The following is a 16555-nucleotide window of genomic DNA, read 5'->3' as shown; positions in this document are numbered from 1 at the left end:
TGTCGAGGTTTTCAAAAACTCGACCTCGGACATGCTGGAAGGCAATATCTCTGGCTCCGTCAACCTTGTGACGCGCAAGCCGCTCGACAAACCGGGCTTTCATGTCGCTGGCTCGATTGAAGGCAATTATGGGGACATGGCGAAGAAATGGTCGCCGGGCTTTTCCATTCTGGGTTCAAATACATTTGAGACCGGCATTGGTACCTTTGGCCTGCAGCTGGCTTATAGCCAATCTGAACTGGCAACCCGCACCGATGCATCGCAAATTACCGATCCTTGCTATCGCGACCGTTCGCTGACTGGCCCATGTATCCGTGTGCGTCCCGTCGGATCTGGCGGTTTCGGCGGCGGCACGCCTTTGAACGCGTCCAACTTTCCGCCTGCAAATTCCGTTTTTGTCCCGAAAGGTGCCGGCGTTCGCACAACCGACCTGAACCGTGACCGCAATTCATTTTCGGCGGTTGGTCAGTGGGAAAGCAATGATGGCCGTGCTGAGGTCACCGTCGAATATCTGCGCGCGTCGACCAATGCGACGTTGAACGAATTCGCCGTACTGGCGTTGGTGAATGACGATGCGCTGTTTCCTGTACTCGCGCCGGGCACAACCGCGATCTATGACGATAATCAATTCGTCGCAGGCACACTGACCCAATCCTCTGGCGGTGTTAGCGGGATCCCAACCGAATTGCTGCGTTTCCAACGTGAAGACACGGCAAAGACCGAAGATTTCTCGGCCCATATCAAGCTGAGCCCCACCGATCGGTTACGTTTCAACTTTGAAGTACAGCACATCAAATCGGATCGTACCGAAGATGGTTTCATCTCCGCAATGCAGACCTATGCCGATTTGCGTATCGACAACCGCGGCAGCACGCCGCTCGTCGAGTTTCTGAAACCCGGGCTCGCTACATCGCCGTCGAGCTATTTCAATGACCCGAGCAAGACCTTTTACTGGTTCCTCATCGACAATCAGGTGAAGAATGAAGGTGAATTGACCAGCATGCGCGCCGATGCCGAATATGACGTTAGCGATGACGGCTTTTTCAAAAAAGCGCGTTTTGGCGCACGTTGGGGTGACCGCAACCGCGTAACGCGCAGCGCGAATTTCTCCAACTGGGGCAATTTGGGCGCGCCATGGACAGGACGTGGCGGTAACTGGAACTGCGGAGATTACCAGGCATTCGGTTGTGGCGGTGCATATGTCCGCGACTTCCCGAACTCTGCGAATTTGCGTAATCCATTTGGTGACAGCTTCCAGCGCGGTAATGCGCCGGTTCCGCTTGGGGATGGCTCTGCCTTCTTCTTCGGCGGCGACAATATGGTCGCTGATTATCTGAGCGGCGCCATCCGGACGCAGGCGAATGCGATTACCGGTTCCACCCTGACGCCTAACGCATGGTTCCCGATTTCAGCCCGTTCGGGTGCCCTAGCGGGTGGTCCATGGACAGCTGGTGAAATTTCGGACGTCGAAGAAAGCACGAACGCCGCCTATGCACGCGTCGATTTTGGCGCGGATCTTGGTGGCGCAACACTCAGCGGCAATATCGGAATGCGTTATGTCAGCACCAAGGTGAGAAGCGGCGGTTCGTTCAGCCTACCGACGCCTGAATATTTCGACGCTAACGGCAACCGTGATGGCATAGTCCAACTGGCGGAAGTGCAGGGCTCATGTGCCTTTATTCTCGCCAATAATATCACACCGGTGCCTGGCTATTGCGGTTTGTCGGCCGCGCGCCAAGCGACATATGCGTCGTTGTTTACAGGTGAGGTCATTTCCGACCCGCTGAACATTCGCTACACAAACTGGCTGCCCAACTTCAACGCGAAACTTGATTTTGGCAATGGCGTCTTGGTGCGTGGTGCAATCTCAAAGGGTATTTCCCGGCCAGATCTATCCGCATTCACATCGGGTGGCGGTGCATATGACAACACCAACAATCTGCGTGCCGGTGGGCTTTTGGCCACGGGTCCGTTGCTTGCCATCAACACGGGTAACCGCTTCCTGCGCCCTGTTGAATCGGTGAACTATGACCTTTCTGTCGAATGGTATTGGGCAGACATCGGCTCGTTAACGGTATCCGGCTTTGTAAAGGATATCAGCAATATCGTGAATAGCGGCGCCATAGTGCGTCCATTTGTCACGCCGAAGGGCGTCAACACCGATATTCTGTTCAACACACCGGTGAATAGCGACGGCGGAACATTGAAGGGCGTTGAAGTTGCTTATCAGCAAACTTACGATTTCCTGCCTGGCCTATTAAGCGGTTTGGGCGCCGGTCTGACATATACCTATGTTGATGCTGGCGATTTCAACAACGCTTCGCTCGGTTCAGAACAGAGCCCGCTTTCGGGCGGACTGCCATTGGCTGGCGTCTCGAAGCACACGGTCAATGCCGTCGGATTCTACGAAAAGGGTCCGTTGTCATTCCGCTTGGCGTATAACTGGCGGTCTGAATTTGTGCAGACACCACGCGACGTCATCTTCCCGTTCTCGCCCATTTACGGCGAAGCAACAGGCCAGCTTGACGGATCCATCTTTGTTTCTGTGACCAAGCAATTGAAACTCGGCATTCAGGGCGTGAACTTGCTTGATGAAGTCACACAGACATCACAAGTCATCGATTTTGACGGCACCCGCGCAACGCGCTCGGCGTTCCGGAACGATCGACGCTTCACTTTCCTTGCTCGATTTGAGTTCTAACACTTAGTATCAGTGTTGCGGAAAAGCGGACCTTGGTCATATGACTTGGGTCCGTTTTTCTTTCAGCCCGCGTTTCAGGAGAAAGCTATGCCGTCCAAAATTGCCTTGCTCGGTGCTATGATCGGTTTGACGGCGTGCTGGACAACGGCGGCCACAGCACAGGCTTCAGAAAATAACTGGACGCTTGTGTGGGCCGATGAGTTTGATGGGACCAAATTGGACCGCAAAAAATGGAAGCCTGAAAAATCGTGCTGGGGTGGCGGCAATCAGGAACGGCAATGCTACACCGATAGGTCCAAAAACATTAAGGTCGCCGATGGGAATCTCCAATTAATCGCGCATAAAGAGACGTTTACGGGTCCAGATCTGCCTCCGGAATTTTCGAATAAGCCGTATCCGCAAAAGACGCAGGAATATACCTCCGGCAAAATCCGAACGCTTGGCATTTCCAGCTGGAAATACGGAAAGGTCGAATTTCGTGCGAAGCCGCCCAAGGGCCAAGGCACCTGGCCTGCGGTATGGATGATGCCCGCCAGCAGCGTCTACGGCGGCTGGCCACTGTCGGGCGAGATTGATATTTTGGAGGGTGTTAACCTCGGCGCCACTTGTGAAACATGCACGGGCGGTGTTGGCGAGAACCGGATGATCAGCGCGATCCATTTTGGTGATTACGCACCGAGAAACAAACTTCACGATACGCGCGTGGCGCTGCCATCAAACGCTTTGCCTTCCGATGAATTTCACATCTGGACGCTTGAATGGGGCGAAGGCGTGATGCGTTTCTATCTCGATGGCCGGAAATATTGGGAACGGACAAGTGCGGATTGGGAAACAGCTTCTCCATTGGCGAGATCAAATCCCGTTGCGCCTTTTGACCAGCCCTTCTACATCATGGCCAACCTCGCCATTGGTGGTGGCCTGTCAGAGAAGAATAACGATAAAGGCGTTGCATCGAATGTAACACCAGCTGCGTTTTTAATCGACTGGATCCGCATCTACCAATGCAGCAGCGATAAGAAAAAAGGTCTGGCCTGCATGCAGGACGGCAAAGAGAGTAAGTAAGTTATGGCGAGACGCCGCCAGGCCGTCACTATTAAACATGTCGCAGCTGATGCAGGGGTTTCCCTGCAAACGGTAAGCCGTGTCATCAATAATGAGCCTAACGTCCGGCCTGCCATGCAGGAACGTGTGCAGGCGTCTATTGATAAGCTTGGCTATGTCCCGTCCATCGCGGCGCAACGGATGAGCGGATCACGTTCGTACCTGATCCTTGCCATCAACGACCGGGAACGCACAATTGCCGATTGGCGGAACCGCCAAGGGTCAGACTGGGTAGACCAAATGCTTTTGGGCGGCATGCTGAAATGTGCCGAACATGGATACCGGATGATCTTTGAACTGGTCGATACCCACAATGATCATGTCGAGCGTGAATTGGGGGCAGCCATTGCCGCGCTGCAGCCAGACGGCGTCATCCTGACGCCACCCCACTCTGAAAACCCCCTCATCACCGGATTTCTTGCCAAGCGCAAAATCCCTTTTGCCCGCATCGGATCGATCACATCAGGGCCGGGAATAGCGATGACGATGGATGATGAGGGCTCGGCCCGACGTGCGACGGAACATCTCATCGCGCTTGGCCATGGCAGGATCGGTTTCATTGCTGGCCCCAAGGAATATGACCTGTCCAACTGGCGTATCGACGGGTGGCGCGAGGCGATGACCACCGCCGGCCTTTCCTGCGATGCGTTATGCGTCAGAGGCGATTTTGGATATGACAGCGGAGTGCTGGCGGCAAACGCGCTGCTCGACTTGCAAGACCCGCCCACGGCGATCATCGGCAGCAATGACCAAATGACGCTTGCCGCTTTGGATGCGGCCAAGGCGCGTGGCTTACACATTCCCAGCGATCTATCCCTTATCAGTTTCGACAATACGCCCGTTGTGCGTTTTACCGTGCCCGAACTCACTGCGGTTGATCAGCCGATTGCCGCAACCTTTTCGAAGGCAGTGGAGCTATTGATTACCAATGGTGAAGCGCTTGTGCCGCATCAACCGGTTGTTATTGAAGGCAGCCTTATTGAGCGCAGCAGCACCGCACCACCGTCTGCACATGGTCGCGCCTAAATCTGCGGACAGCAGCCGGCAGTCGGCAACTTTCATGTATTTGTACGCGCTCGCCATATCCGGGGGCGCCGTCGCCTATATGCCGTTTCTGACGATATTGCTGCCACTGCGCGCGACAGACATCTCCGGCAATGACGCCCTTGGCATGTTGGCGATAACGGCCTTTCTGGGCGCTATCGCCGCAAGCGTGGCCAATATCGGTTTTGGATGGGCCAGTGACAAAACCGGCGCACGACGCCCGTGGATATGCGCCGGATTAGCCGTATCAACCGCTTTGCTCCTCGCCACAGCTTATGCCAAGAGCCCGGCGGCGATGATCGCCATCATCATGCTCTGGCAAATCGGCCTGAATATGATGCTCGCGCCCTTAAGCGCGTGGGCCGGTGACACCATTCCCGATTCCCAAAAGGGCTTCCTTGGCGGTCTATTGGCGCTCGCGCCCGGTATGGGCGCGCTTTCAGGCGCGTTTGTAACGATCAACGATGCTGTTCCATCGGAGCACCGTGAAATCATTATCGCGATGTTGGTGATAGCCATGGTCAGCCCGGTGCTGATTTTTGGCAGACCGATATCGATGCCGGGGTTGAACACCGCGCCGACGGATCAAACAACCGATGGGGAACAGAGCGCCGTAAAACGGCACGCTGCCGTTAAAATGTGGATTGCGCGCTTATTGATCCAAATTGCAGAAGCGTCATTATTTGCGTTTCTGCTTTTATGGTTCCGCAGCGTCGATCCTGATTTCGGCGAAAATAATGCGGCGAATATCTTTGCGCTTGTTCTGGGTGCGGCTGTGTTTTTAGCATTAGCTGCCGGCCGCTGGTCCGACCGTGCAAACCGCCCCATTCCACCGCTCATTTTTGGGGCAGCGGCAGCATCGGCCGGACTGATCATCATGTCGGTTTCGTCATCTTTACCGGCTGCCATCACCGGCTATGTGGTCTTTGGCTTAGCGAGCAGCCTTTTTCTGGCGTTGCACTCAAGCCAGACGTTGAGGGTGCTCCCCCGTCCACAGACACGTGGACGGGATTTGGGCATTTTCAACCTGACGAACACCGTGCCATCGCTCATCATGCCATGGCTGACCCTGGCTTTGGTGCCCACTTATGGCTTTGGCAGCCTGTTTCTGTTACTAGCGGTGCTGGCGCTCATCGCGTGCCTGTTATTGGCAACAATGCCGCGCCAGCATGCGCGCGATTAGGCAGGCTTACGCGCGTAGATCCCGAATGCCGCGATGATCGCATAGCAAAGCATCGGTAGCGTGAACGCTATCGCCAGACTTCCGGTCACGTCAGCAATGATGCCCGTGAGCAGCGGAACAACAGCGCCGCCGACGATGGCGACGTTGATGATGCCAGAACCGTCGGCAGCACGTGACCCCAGCTTTTCACAGGCCAGCGTGAAGATCGTCGGGAACATGATCGCATTGGTCAGGCCCACGGCCAGCAAGGCATAGCCCGCAACTTCGCCGGTGCTTTGTGTCGAAAAGATCAGCAGTGCAATTGCGGCCACCGATACAGACGCCAGCACCTTACCCGGGCTAAGCACACGCAGCACCGCAGAACCGATGAACCGGCCCACCATGGCGCCGCCCCAATATAGACCAATAAGCTTGCCAGCATCCTGCTCGGGCAGCGCCATGACATGATCTTGCATCAAATAATTGACGATGAGCGAGCCAATGGCGACTTCGGCGCCGACATATAGGAAAATGCACAAAGCACCGAAACCGAAACGAGGCCGCTTCAACAAGTCGAGGCCAGCCAAGCCCTCGCTCGCTTCATGCTTTTCGCCCTTCAGCGCATCGCGAAACAGCCAAACCACTGCAGCAACAATCGCCAGTGCCACCGCAATACCCAAATAGCCGTTCACAATGGCTTGGCTCTCTGCAGTGCGATAGGCGTCAAGCTCCACACCGGATAGTTGGTCAGCGGTTACCGTCGCGAGGCTGCCGAGAATAAGGATCGAGCCAACGATCGGAAAAACCGTGGTGCCAAGCGAATTGAACGCTTGAGCAAAGGTCAGGCGGCTATGCGCCGTGGCAGGCTTACCAAGCATGGAGATCAAAGGGTTGGAAACCACTTGGACAATGACCACACCGCTTGCCAACACAAACAATGCCAACAGGAATACGCCATAGGTCGCGGTCTGGCTCGCGGGAATGAACAACAGACAGCCCGCCATCATCGTCAAAAGGCCGGCAACCGCGCCGCGCATATAGCCGATTTTCTTAACGAGCCGCGCGCCGGGAATGCCGATGACGGCATAAGCGGCAAAGAAACAGAACTGCACAAGCATCGCTTGCGTGTAATTGAGCGTAAACAGCTCTTTTAACTTCGGGATGATAACATCGTTGAGGCTTGTGATGCCGCCGAAGATGAAGAACAACCCCATCACGAACAACTGCAATTGCGGTGCGTCGATATGGGTATCGCCATTATCTGCTGACGCAGATGCGCCGGGTGCCAATGCCATCTTCTCTCTCCCTTGTTTTTAGCGCGCTTTGCCGGGGCAGGACGCGCCTTTTTTTGTCGTTTCGATATGAACGTTGCGAATTGTCGCAACAAGGCCTTTCGCCGCCTGTATACGTATCGGGGAACCGACCGAATCCAACTTCGCACCAGCCGCGGCAAAGCAACGCAGCGGAATGCGGGTTTGTGTGGGCGTTCCCGTTGGCAATGCGCGCATCGTGCTTTTTATATCAAGCGCAGCGCCACCAAAGGACAGCATGACTGAACCGGTCGCTGGCTGATCTATGCGCCAGTCGATGAGCAGCGACCAGTCTTCCTTCAACGGCTTGCTCAAATCGACAGCAGGCCCGTTGACAACAAAGGCACCATCAGCGTTCCAAGTGAATTGGCGGGCATCTTCCTGCGCGGACATATCAACAGCCCGCGCGCTAATCGAACCATCCATCTGCAAATTCCAAGGTGCGGGCACCTTGCCACGGACGAAATATTGCGTGGCGATGGTCAGCGATGATATATCGACGCGCGGGTCTTCGTTAACACGAGAAAGCTTGCTCGATTGCGTGTAATTGAGGCCATAGCCGAGCGGGAAAAGCGGTGCATCAACCGGTGACCGCGCATCCGCTGGCCAACTGAAAGGCAAGCGTCCGGTGAAGTCGCGCATCGGCTTTCCGTTTGTGCCAGCGACCAATACATCGGCGACACCACGGCCTTGCGTGCCCGGCAACCATGCAGCCACAAAAGCGTCGGCTTGGTTGATAAGCTTGCCGGTAAACATGGGCCGTCCAGATAGGAACAGCACCACAACAGGAATATTCTGCGCCTTCAATCGCGCAATCATTTCCTCTTCGGCAGGCTGGGGCCGGAATGCGAGGTTTGGCACGTCGCCTTCAAACTCGGCATAAGGCTTTTCGCCCAGGACAATGATCGCCACATCGGGCTTTGTTTCAAACATGCCCGATGCCGAAATATTGGCCGTGCCGCCGCCCGTTTTAACCGCTTCCGAAATCGCACGGCCAATCGTCTGGCCATTGGTGAAATCGGCGGCAGTGGTGTCCGTGCCTTGCCAGCTAATCGTCCAGCCGCCGGCCTGCATCGCCATATTGTCCGCGCCGGAACCTGCTATCAGGACATTGCTGCCATTGCGAATGGGTAGAACGCCGTCATCATTCTTGAGCAGCACCAGTGATTTTGACACCGCCTCACGCGCAAGATCGAGATGCTCTTGCTTGCCAACCAAAGATGTTTGCCCCCGCGCAGTCGGCGCATCACCCATGAGGCCAAGTTTGTATTTCACGCGCACGATTCGCCGCACCGCATCGTCCAACCGTGCGGCGGAGATCCGGCCATCCCGCGCCGCTGCCAGCGTTGACGCGAACAATCCCTTCCAGCTGTCCGGCGCCATGAACAGGTCAAGCCCGGCATTAATCGCCGCAGCGCAGTCGGTCGCGGAACAGCCCGCGACTTGGCCATGACCATTCCAATCGCCAACAACCAGCCCGGCAAAGCCCATGCGGTTTTTCAAGACATCGGTCAGCAGAGAGGCATTGCCATGATGCTTCACCCCGTTCCAGCTTGAGAAGCTCGCCATCACGGTCAGTGCGCCTGCGTTGATAGATGCGGGATAGCCCTGCGCATGTTTTGCGACCAGTTCGGCTTCGCTGATCTGGGCATCACCTTGGTCGCGGCCGTCCATTGTGCCACCGTCCGCAAGGAAATGTTTGGCAGTTGCGGCAACATGCGTGGCGTCCAGTGGTGCACCTGCAACAAGATTGCCTTGCAAACCTATGGTCATCGCACCGGCATAGGCCGCAATCAGCGCAGGATCGGAGGAATAGCCTTCATAGGTTCTGCCCCAGCGCAAATCTTGCGGTGCGGCGAGCGTTGGCGCGAAGGTCCATTCAATCCCGCTGCCTGAAATCTCTGCCGCCGTGGCTTTGCCAATGCGTTGGATTAAGTCGACATCGCGCGCCGCACCAAGTCCGATGTTATGCGGAAAGATGGTTGCCTGTGGCAGGTTTGAATGCCCGTGCACCGCATCGACGCCAAATAAGATGGGTACGCCAGCGCCTGATGTACGTGATGCATCGCGAAACGCACCAACCAGCTGCGCCCATTTTGCAGCGTCAGCGCGCTCGTCGCCATAAGGTCCCGAATTACCGCCCGCAAGGATGGAGCCAAGCGGATATGTCTTGAGATCCTCAGGCGTGATTGCGCTGATGTCAGCCTGAATTATTTGACCGACCTTCTGCTCCAACGTCATTTTTGAAATCAACGCCGTTATCGCGTCTTCGGTTTTTTTATCGGTAATCGCCGCGGGACTTTGGGCCGCTGGCCAGTTGGCAACATTTGCAGTCGTCGCAGCAGAAGGCGCCGCCGGCGTCGCAGTCAGTGGGTGCGTTACCGCCGAAACACATCCCGCCGACACGAAGGCCATCAGTGCCATCGATCCCCTTAACCGCATCAAACCCACTCCAAAACTTCGTTGTGAACGTTATCAGGATTTGATGGCAGCAACGGTGGGAGAAATCAAGCTTCATCATGGTGCCGCACAACTAAAACCGGACAGTCCACTTCCGGCCCAATTGACGACGTTCAAAGTGCACCAAGAAAATTCCGAAAGCGGTGATTGGTAAAGGTCATTGCAAATGGCATGAATTGGGCCGGGAGCGGACTGTCTGCTTTATGGTTTGGCAGGATCAGAGCAAAACGTTCGGCCCATCATACTGACTGCTGTTGCTGCAAACGCAGTGGTTATTCGAGAACAAAGTAGCAGGCATCGTTACTTGCGGTTATTTCATATTTTAAAGTTTGGTTGGTGTTCAGGATATATGGATAGAACAAGGCCATCACTTTTAGGGCACTACTGCCATCGCAGAGATATTTAGACCTGCTTTGCCTCTGCGTTCCCTGTTAACTACCGCCCGTCTTTACTGCAGACGATCGGGCAGGCCTATCCGCACGCCTCCCTCGTTAACGCAGGTTACTGGAAGGTATATGTTAGACCTTCAGAACACCAGTGGCCTTCAACCGTTCAATCATATCTCTGGCGACCAGCGCTGTGCTGCCATTCTTCAACGTGAGGGCCCAGCTCCGTCCCGACGGTGTCGCTCTCACTATGCCGTTACGCGCCACCCACCAACTGCGATGCACTTGCCAGCCGTCGGCGCCTTCCATTTCCGCAACGGCGTCGCGTAGCCGGATAAGAACCAACTCGCTGCCTTTTTCGCCGTGAACGCGGACGTAATGATCCTCGCTTTGAAGCGCGATGATAGGGCTGAAAAAAGCGGGCGAAAGCCGCTTCTTAAAGACCGGTTCGGACGGGTTTCCCGATTTGGCGGGCTCGTCCGACAGTGAAGATGCCTGTGCGGCCGGTGACCGGGCGACGCGTAACCGTTTGTCGGCGTGAAGCGCCCATTGCGTGACGCCCAACACCGCCAGCGCGCACAATAAGGAAAATGGCAAGAGGCCAGCATAGCCGTCGAGTTTGCGAAACTCATCCTGCCCGATATTCCGCCACAAAATAGACAATGGCACACTCAAAACCACCACGCCCCAAAAGACGACGGTTTGCTTAGGCAGGTCTGTTTTTACCGCTAAGTGGCTCAACCCGATGATACTGGGCCGTATCAATACGTACGCACCCATGAGCAATTGCCACCAATGGACAATACGGCTCACCAGCCCATCATCATTATACGTGCCAAATGGACCCATAAAACCGCCAATGCTGGCCAAGAGCAAAACGGCCCATAGCTCCAACAACAGTTGACGAATTGATTTGCGCATTGCCATTGCCAATTTACGAAACGTGAAATGGCAGAGTGTCGCATTTGTGCCGATGTTGCAATGGCATTCGCTGCGTAACGCATAACCGCTTGCCCGTGATTTGCGGACGGGCATGGAAAACAGCGCAGCGGCGTACATCGCGGGTTGAACAACCGTAGAGAATGGAGAGCGCCAGAAGAAAGGTGCATAAAATGAATATGTCACGGGAAATTACGGCGGCGTGCGCCCTCACATTTGCAGCATGTGCCACGGCCGGCAACGCGCCCAACGAGGGGGCTGTTCGTTCAAGCAACAAGATGAATGTGACGACAATGCAATCTGAAGAATTTGGTCAGGTTGATATATACTCTCTGGCCGTTCCAGATGGCGTGATTGTTCGTACCGCTACCTTCACGCCCTCCGGCAGCATTTTGGTCAGTTATGCCAATGATGCAATGGCCAAGCCGCGCGATATAATGCTCGCCACAATGAACGCCGACGGGACAGGTTTTAGGCATTTCTTCCAGGCGGATATCCCCCTGCGTCCCAAAGACAATGGGTTGCGTTTCATGATGTTCGCCGACAAAAAACGAATATTCATAGGCGATTTCGTGCTGGAGTGCACAAAGCCTTTGGAACAGTGCAGCGACGCCCGCCTTATCGATGTACAATATCCCGCCGAAGTGGCCGATGGCGACCATGTTTCCCATCGCTGGTCGGAAATGGTTATCGCGCCGGACAATCAAAGCGTGGCTTGGACCACGCTTTTATCAAATTATGCCGCTATCGTGTTCACGGGCCAATTGCGTCGTGAGGCCAATACATATGTCATTGCCAGTCCCACTATCATCAGTAGCATAAATCCTTTTCTCCCCGATCCCAACAACGCAGACGGTGTGCTGCCGCAACCTGTCCGTGGCGGCGAGGTGAAGCAATTTGTTCATGGTGGAGCGGCCATATCGCTTGCCGGCGCAGCCAGAAGGGATATTCCTGACAGTGTGGTGCAACATTTGTCATCCGGTAAAAGGGAAGGCATAACTGATACACCGGGCTATACCGAAACGACCATTTTCTCACCGGACGAGACATTAGGTGTGGTAATGACCACCCGGTTTTCGGACAAGACGGATCCCGCTGTTTTAGGCTTAGTGCCGCGCCCATATCCCGATAGTTTGAACATGGGGCTTTCCATGCTTGCTTATACCTATTCTGTGACCGGCGTACGGCGCGGTAGGCCGGGTAATATTGGACCGGCGCTGATTGCAATCGATGCGTCCAAATCAGCCCATAAATATCAGGGGTTGAACCTGAATACCGACCAAAGCTGGGTATATCGGTCCCCCATGTCATGGCATCCGGGCGGCAAAATGGCGATGTGGCAAGAAGGGCAGTTCATAGGCGGGCCGGAACGCATCCAGATTGTACATTTGCCAAATTATCGGAGTGCGTCACCCGTCGCGCCCGTTGCAACCCCGATTTCGGTTTCTTATGGAATAACCGACTTATCCGTTGTCAAAGTCTTTGCATCACAAAGCCGCGACATTGATGTAAAAGTATACGGCCGCGCATCGGGATACATCCGGTATAAAAGAACACCGGAAGCGATCGTCAAAACATATGTTGATTTTAGCGATGATGGCAAAAGCGCCTATTCCGGTCGGGAGACAACCATGTCCAATCCAAAGGGGACTTCGGTATACACCGCCGACATCACGCTGTCTGGGCAGGACCGAGGCCGAATGGACCTGACCGTTAGCTTTGGCCCGATTAGCGGTGAAGTCCCCGCAACAATTATTTTCACGCCGAACGCAAATGGCGTTCCACAATCGCGAGGATATGCTGAATATAATGGTCGGCGATTGAATGTATCGGACCTTCTCCCATGATTAGTAAGCTGATGCGGCCCGTTTTGTGTAGCTGCGTGAGTGTGATCGCGGTGGGGTTTCAGTCGGCGTCGGCCACAGACAAAACCGATGCCACCAGCGATAGCGTGATACTGAACGCCGCCACTTTCCCTTATGTCCGCACGATGGACGATCGTTTTCAATCCTTCCAAATCGGAATGTCGCATTTGACCGGTGGGGAGACGTGGAAAGCCTATAGCGAAGGCGACGACCATTCTAAGCAAGCGGCTAATTTTGAGGCTGTGCGGCAGGCCCGCGCGCCCACAGATTTATCCAACCGCCGTTTGCGCAATTTGGCAAAGGGGTTGGGGCCTTTCTATGTGCGTTATGGCGGCACGACATCAAATTCGGTCTATTTTCAGGATGACGACGGGCCAAGATTAGACCGACCGCCGGAGGGGTTTCGGACAATATTAACGCGTAAAAGCTGGGCCGCAGCCGTTGATTTTGCCAAGGCAATTGATGCGAAAATTACCACTGGCTTCACGGTGAGCATAGGCGTGCGCGATACAAATGGCGCGTGGACGCCGCGCCATGCCGCGCCTTGGCTGGCCTACACCAAGAGCATCGGCGGAGAGATCTACGCTGCCGAGCTTTTCAATGAGCCCAATGCGCACGAACCGGGCTGGACCGATGAGCCAGAAAGCGCGGCAGGGTTCGCGCGGGATTTCAATGTTCTCAGCCAATTTTTGGAACAGGCCGCGCCGAATTTGAAACTCGCGGGGCCGGGTGTTGCACGGCTGGGCGTGCCTTTTCCTGTGCCGTCTTTGGAAAAGGTCACGGCGGAGCAATATTTCACCGCTTCGCCACGACCGATATTCGACATAGTCTCCTACCATTTTTATGGCGCGATGGCCGAACGGTGCGCGCCGCCGGAATCGCCAGCAGGGATCAGCGCCAATGATGCCCTGACCGAGGCATGGCTGGCGCGGCCCGATGCGACGTTTCAGGCGCAAAAGGCGCTGCGAGATGCCCATGCCCCTGGCGCGCCGATCTGGCTGACCGAAACTGGTGCGGCCGCGTGCGGCGGTACCCGCTGGCAACCCACCTTTCTCGATAGTTTCCGTTTTTTGGACACGCAGGGACGACTGGCGAAACAAGGGCTGGATGTCATCGTGACGCACGCATTGATCAGCGGCAGCAACGGCGTGATTGATGAGAAAACCTTCCTCCCCAATGCCAATTATTGGTCGGCGCTATTGTGGCGGCGGCATATAGGGGACCGGGTTTTGGATGCTGGCCCCATTACACCGGGATTGCATCTTTATGCCCACTGTCAGCGCGGTGTCGCGGGCGGCGTGACGGTGTTGGCCATAAATTTGCGTGAGAGCAGCGCGGCGATAAATGTCGGTGGCGCAGCAGAGCTATACGCCCTTACAGCTCCCGAATTGCAAAGCCGCACGGTGTTGCTGAATGGGCAGGCCTTAGCTCTTGACGCAAACGATCAATTACCAACTCTTACCGCCAAAAAACCGTCGCGTGGCCCGGTCACTTTGGCGCCGACCAGCATTAATTTCATTGCGATGCCAAAGGCGAATAATCCGGCGTGTAAGATTTAAATATCGGTCGTCGGCTTAGATGGCTGTGCCGTATCGGCCAACGCCCGCGCCAGTTCGTCGGCGGGTTTGGAATATTCGGCAACGTCAGGCTCCAACTCTATGCCCATCGCGTTGAACGCCCATGCGTTCATCGTGAACAGGCCGATGGCGTATAATATGTCCATCATGTTGCGATGGTCATGTTTGCTGGACAAGATAGCCCAAGTCGCGTCCTCAATTTGACCATTGGTGATTAATTGGTCGACGGCAAGGATCAGTGCACGTTCGTCATCGACCCAGCTGTTGGAAGGTTGGGACTGCGCTAAATCGGACAGTTCATCCTCAGTCATCCCGATTTTGCGCGCGGATAGGACATGATGTGTCCATTGGTGGTCCGAATGGAACCGCCATGCCACGCGCAACACGATAATCTCCCTTTGCCGTGGCGTCAGATTGGCCTCGACTAGAATATATTTGCCAAAGTCATTCGATGCGATGGCAAGGCGCGGATGCTGCGCCAAGGTCATCATGGTATTAGATCGAGAGCCATTCTCCCAAGCCGTTGGACCCTCCCAATAAGCAAATGCATCGCGGGCGTCGTCAGTCCACTCATCCCTGGGTAGCGGTGGAATACGGGGCGATCTCGCGCTCACCAGACGGCAACCTCGGGATCGAGCGACAAGGGTCGTTGATACGACACATCCTCCGTTCCACGCACGCCCTTGATGAAACCGCCTGCCTTAAACTGCGGCATTTCGAGGATGGAGGCATCACCTGCAATCAGCAAATCGACCGTGCACCGCCGAAGCGCAATGCGCCATTCGCCATCGCGTTTTTCCAATCGGTCGACATAGCGCCCGTTGATGAAGCGTACGGTTTTTCCATCCGGGTTGAGCAAGCCGACGAGCACGTAGCTTTCGGCATGGGCAGTATCACCTTCAATTTGGCAATTATGTGTGGTGATATTGTGCAGGCACAATTGCGAGCCGCCCGCGTGGATGGCATTGGCCCATGCGGCATAATCCCGCGCAGCATTCACCGATGCTGCGCCATGCTCATCGATACCATCGGGGTGATAGGCGTTGGTCATTAGCTCCACATCGAAACGGTCATGCCCGCGCGCGTGGGAATGCACGATATCCTCAATCGCGCGTCGGTCCATGAGATAAGCGACCTGTACCGCCATCGCTTTTAAGGTTTCAGTATCGCACATGGCTTATGCAAACGCCTCTTCACCGGCCAATTTGGTGCGCACCATCAAACGGTCGCAATCCAGCGGATAGGCCTCCGCACGGTGCATCGTGCCGGTGTTGTTCCAGATAACGGCATCGCCGATTGTCCATGCATGGCTGAGCGAAAACTGGTCTTGCGTGCACCATTCGCGCAATTTGATAAGCAGGCGGCGGCTTTCGATGGGGTTCATGCCGACGATATATTCGGCAGTGGAACCAAGCACCAACGACTTGTGACCGGACATATGTGTCCAAACCAAGGGTATCTCATTCGTACCGAGTGAGTTCCAGCCTTCAAATTGGGCCGATGTCGGCTCCGGCTCCACGAACAGTTGCGCCGCGACGAGCGAATGGACGACGCGCAAGTTTTCGATTTGCGCCTTTTCTTCATCGGGCAACGCATCCCACGCGGCGTAGGTGTTACAAAAGGCAGTATTGCCGCCAACTGGGGCCAGGCGTCGCGCCGATAACATTGATGCAAACAAAGGGACGCGGTCCATCGTGCCGTCAATGTGCCAATAGAATGCGCCTTTGGTATATTCCGCGACTGGATTGATTGCCTTGTCCATCGATATTTTGAAGGTATCGCCAGTCATTTCCTGCACAAAATTGCCCAAGGTCTTGGTGAAGGCGACTTGTTCTTCGTCGGTGAAGTCCACTTTTTTGAACACGATAACGCCGCGATCTTCCAACATCGCGCGGATGTCCTTAGCGTATTTCCCGCTCAGCAGGGTTTCCTTGTTCGATGTGATGGCGGCCCCGATTAGCGGTTTCACTTGTTCAACTTCGAACACATCATGGGCTAATGTGGTCATGA

At 55.2% G+C, this 16555-nt stretch carries 12 protein-coding genes; 6 read left to right on the top strand and 6 right to left on the bottom strand.

Annotation, left to right across the window (positions count from 1 at the left end; translation table 11 throughout):
• The 4 genes from ACIQ0G_RS02675 to ACIQ0G_RS02660 all read left to right on the top strand — a co-directional run.
• On the top strand, nucleotides 1-2701 hold a 2701-nt coding region (locus ACIQ0G_RS02675; RefSeq protein ID WP_397576579.1), incomplete at its 5' end, for a TonB-dependent receptor.
• Nucleotides 2702-2788: 87 nt separating this feature from the next.
• Entirely contained in the window at nucleotides 2789-3763 is a 975-nt protein-coding gene (locus tag ACIQ0G_RS02670) for a family 16 glycosylhydrolase (protein WP_397576578.1), read from the top strand.
• 3 nt (nucleotides 3764-3766) lie between these two features.
• Entirely contained in the window at nucleotides 3767-4828 is a 1062-nt protein-coding gene (locus ACIQ0G_RS02665) for a LacI family DNA-binding transcriptional regulator (RefSeq protein ID WP_397576577.1), read from the top strand.
• Nucleotides 4782-6029 carry an MFS transporter gene (locus tag ACIQ0G_RS02660; protein ID WP_397576576.1) on the top strand — a complete coding sequence of 416 codons (1248 nt, stop codon included), beginning with the start codon at nucleotides 4782-4784 and terminating at the stop codon, nucleotides 6027-6029. Before ACIQ0G_RS02665 ends, ACIQ0G_RS02660 begins: the two co-directional genes overlap by 47 nt.
• On the opposite strand, the gene ACIQ0G_RS02655 is transcribed toward ACIQ0G_RS02660, so the two are convergent.
• The 3 genes from ACIQ0G_RS02655 to ACIQ0G_RS02645 all read right to left on the bottom strand — a co-directional run bounded on the left by ACIQ0G_RS02655 (nucleotide 6026) and on the right by ACIQ0G_RS02645 (nucleotide 11085).
• On the bottom strand, nucleotides 6026-7303 hold the full coding sequence (locus ACIQ0G_RS02655; RefSeq protein WP_397576575.1) for a sugar MFS transporter: 1278 nt from the start codon (nucleotides 7301-7303) through the stop codon (nucleotides 6026-6028). The genes ACIQ0G_RS02660 and ACIQ0G_RS02655 overlap by 4 nt on opposite strands.
• An 18-nt stretch (nucleotides 7304-7321) precedes the next feature.
• Nucleotides 7322-9742, bottom strand: a complete 2421-nt coding sequence (locus ACIQ0G_RS02650) for a glycoside hydrolase family 3 N-terminal domain-containing protein (protein ID WP_397576574.1) — start codon at nucleotides 9740-9742, stop codon at nucleotides 7322-7324.
• 554 nt (nucleotides 9743-10296) lie between these two features.
• Nucleotides 10297-11085, bottom strand: coding sequence for a LytTR family DNA-binding domain-containing protein (locus ACIQ0G_RS02645; RefSeq protein ID WP_397576573.1), 789 nt, complete (start codon nucleotides 11083-11085; stop codon nucleotides 10297-10299).
• Between the two features lie 191 nt (nucleotides 11086-11276).
• Here ACIQ0G_RS02645 and ACIQ0G_RS02640 point away from each other — a divergent pair, with 191 nt between their 5' ends.
• Nucleotides 11277-12950, top strand: coding sequence for a hypothetical protein (locus ACIQ0G_RS02640; protein WP_397576572.1), 1674 nt, complete (start codon nucleotides 11277-11279; stop codon nucleotides 12948-12950).
• On the top strand, nucleotides 12947-14527 hold the full coding sequence (locus ACIQ0G_RS02635) for a hypothetical protein (protein ID WP_397576571.1): 1581 nt from the start codon (nucleotides 12947-12949) through the stop codon (nucleotides 14525-14527). The genes ACIQ0G_RS02640 and ACIQ0G_RS02635 overlap by 4 nt, the downstream gene beginning before the upstream one ends.
• On the opposite strand, the gene ACIQ0G_RS02630 is transcribed toward ACIQ0G_RS02635, so the two are convergent.
• The 3 genes from ACIQ0G_RS02630 to ACIQ0G_RS02620 form a co-directional block, all read right to left on the bottom strand.
• Entirely contained in the window at nucleotides 14524-15036 is a 513-nt protein-coding gene (locus tag ACIQ0G_RS02630; RefSeq protein ID WP_397576570.1) for a carboxymuconolactone decarboxylase family protein, read from the bottom strand. The genes ACIQ0G_RS02635 and ACIQ0G_RS02630 overlap by 4 nt on opposite strands.
• A 119-nt stretch (nucleotides 15037-15155) precedes the next feature.
• Complete coding sequence (locus ACIQ0G_RS02625) at nucleotides 15156-15719, bottom strand: nuclear transport factor 2 family protein (protein WP_397576569.1); 564 nt, start codon at nucleotides 15717-15719, stop codon at nucleotides 15156-15158.
• Nucleotides 15720-15722: 3 nt separating this feature from the next.
• Nucleotides 15723-16553 carry a TauD/TfdA dioxygenase family protein gene (locus ACIQ0G_RS02620; RefSeq protein WP_397576568.1) on the bottom strand — a complete coding sequence of 277 codons (831 nt, stop codon included), beginning with the start codon at nucleotides 16551-16553 and terminating at the stop codon, nucleotides 15723-15725.
• Nucleotides 16554-16555 lie beyond the last annotated feature (2 nt).

The organism is Sphingorhabdus sp. (assembly GCF_044354325.1).
In the GTDB taxonomy this organism is placed as follows: Bacteria; Pseudomonadota; Alphaproteobacteria; order Sphingomonadales; family Sphingomonadaceae; genus Sphingorhabdus_B.
The sequence above is the reverse complement of the archived record's forward strand: the minus strand, read 5'-3'. Positions and strand labels throughout refer to the sequence as shown.

Coding starts and splice junctions, on each gene's coding strand:
- ACIQ0G_RS02645 (WP_397576573.1), bottom strand. CDS start 11,085: ATGCGCAAATCAATTCGTCAACTGTTGTTGGAGCTATGGGCCGTTTTG.
- ACIQ0G_RS02640 (WP_397576572.1), top strand. CDS start 11,277: ATGAATATGTCACGGGAAATTACGGCGGCGTGCGCCCTCACATTTGCA.
- ACIQ0G_RS02635 (WP_397576571.1), top strand. CDS start 12,947: ATGATTAGTAAGCTGATGCGGCCCGTTTTGTGTAGCTGCGTGAGTGTG.
- ACIQ0G_RS02625 (WP_397576569.1), bottom strand. CDS start 15,719: ATGTGCGATACTGAAACCTTAAAAGCGATGGCGGTACAGGTCGCTTAT.
- ACIQ0G_RS02630 (WP_397576570.1), bottom strand. CDS start 15,036: ATGATGACCTTGGCGCAGCATCCGCGCCTTGCCATCGCATCGAATGAC.
- ACIQ0G_RS02665 (WP_397576577.1), top strand. CDS start 3,767: ATGGCGAGACGCCGCCAGGCCGTCACTATTAAACATGTCGCAGCTGAT.
- ACIQ0G_RS02670 (WP_397576578.1), top strand. CDS start 2,789: ATGCCGTCCAAAATTGCCTTGCTCGGTGCTATGATCGGTTTGACGGCG.
- ACIQ0G_RS02655 (WP_397576575.1), bottom strand. CDS start 7,303: ATGGCATTGGCACCCGGCGCATCTGCGTCAGCAGATAATGGCGATACC.
- ACIQ0G_RS02650 (WP_397576574.1), bottom strand. CDS start 9,742: ATGGCACTGATGGCCTTCGTGTCGGCGGGATGTGTTTCGGCGGTAACG.
- ACIQ0G_RS02620 (WP_397576568.1), bottom strand. CDS start 16,553: ATGACCACATTAGCCCATGATGTGTTCGAAGTTGAACAAGTGAAACCG.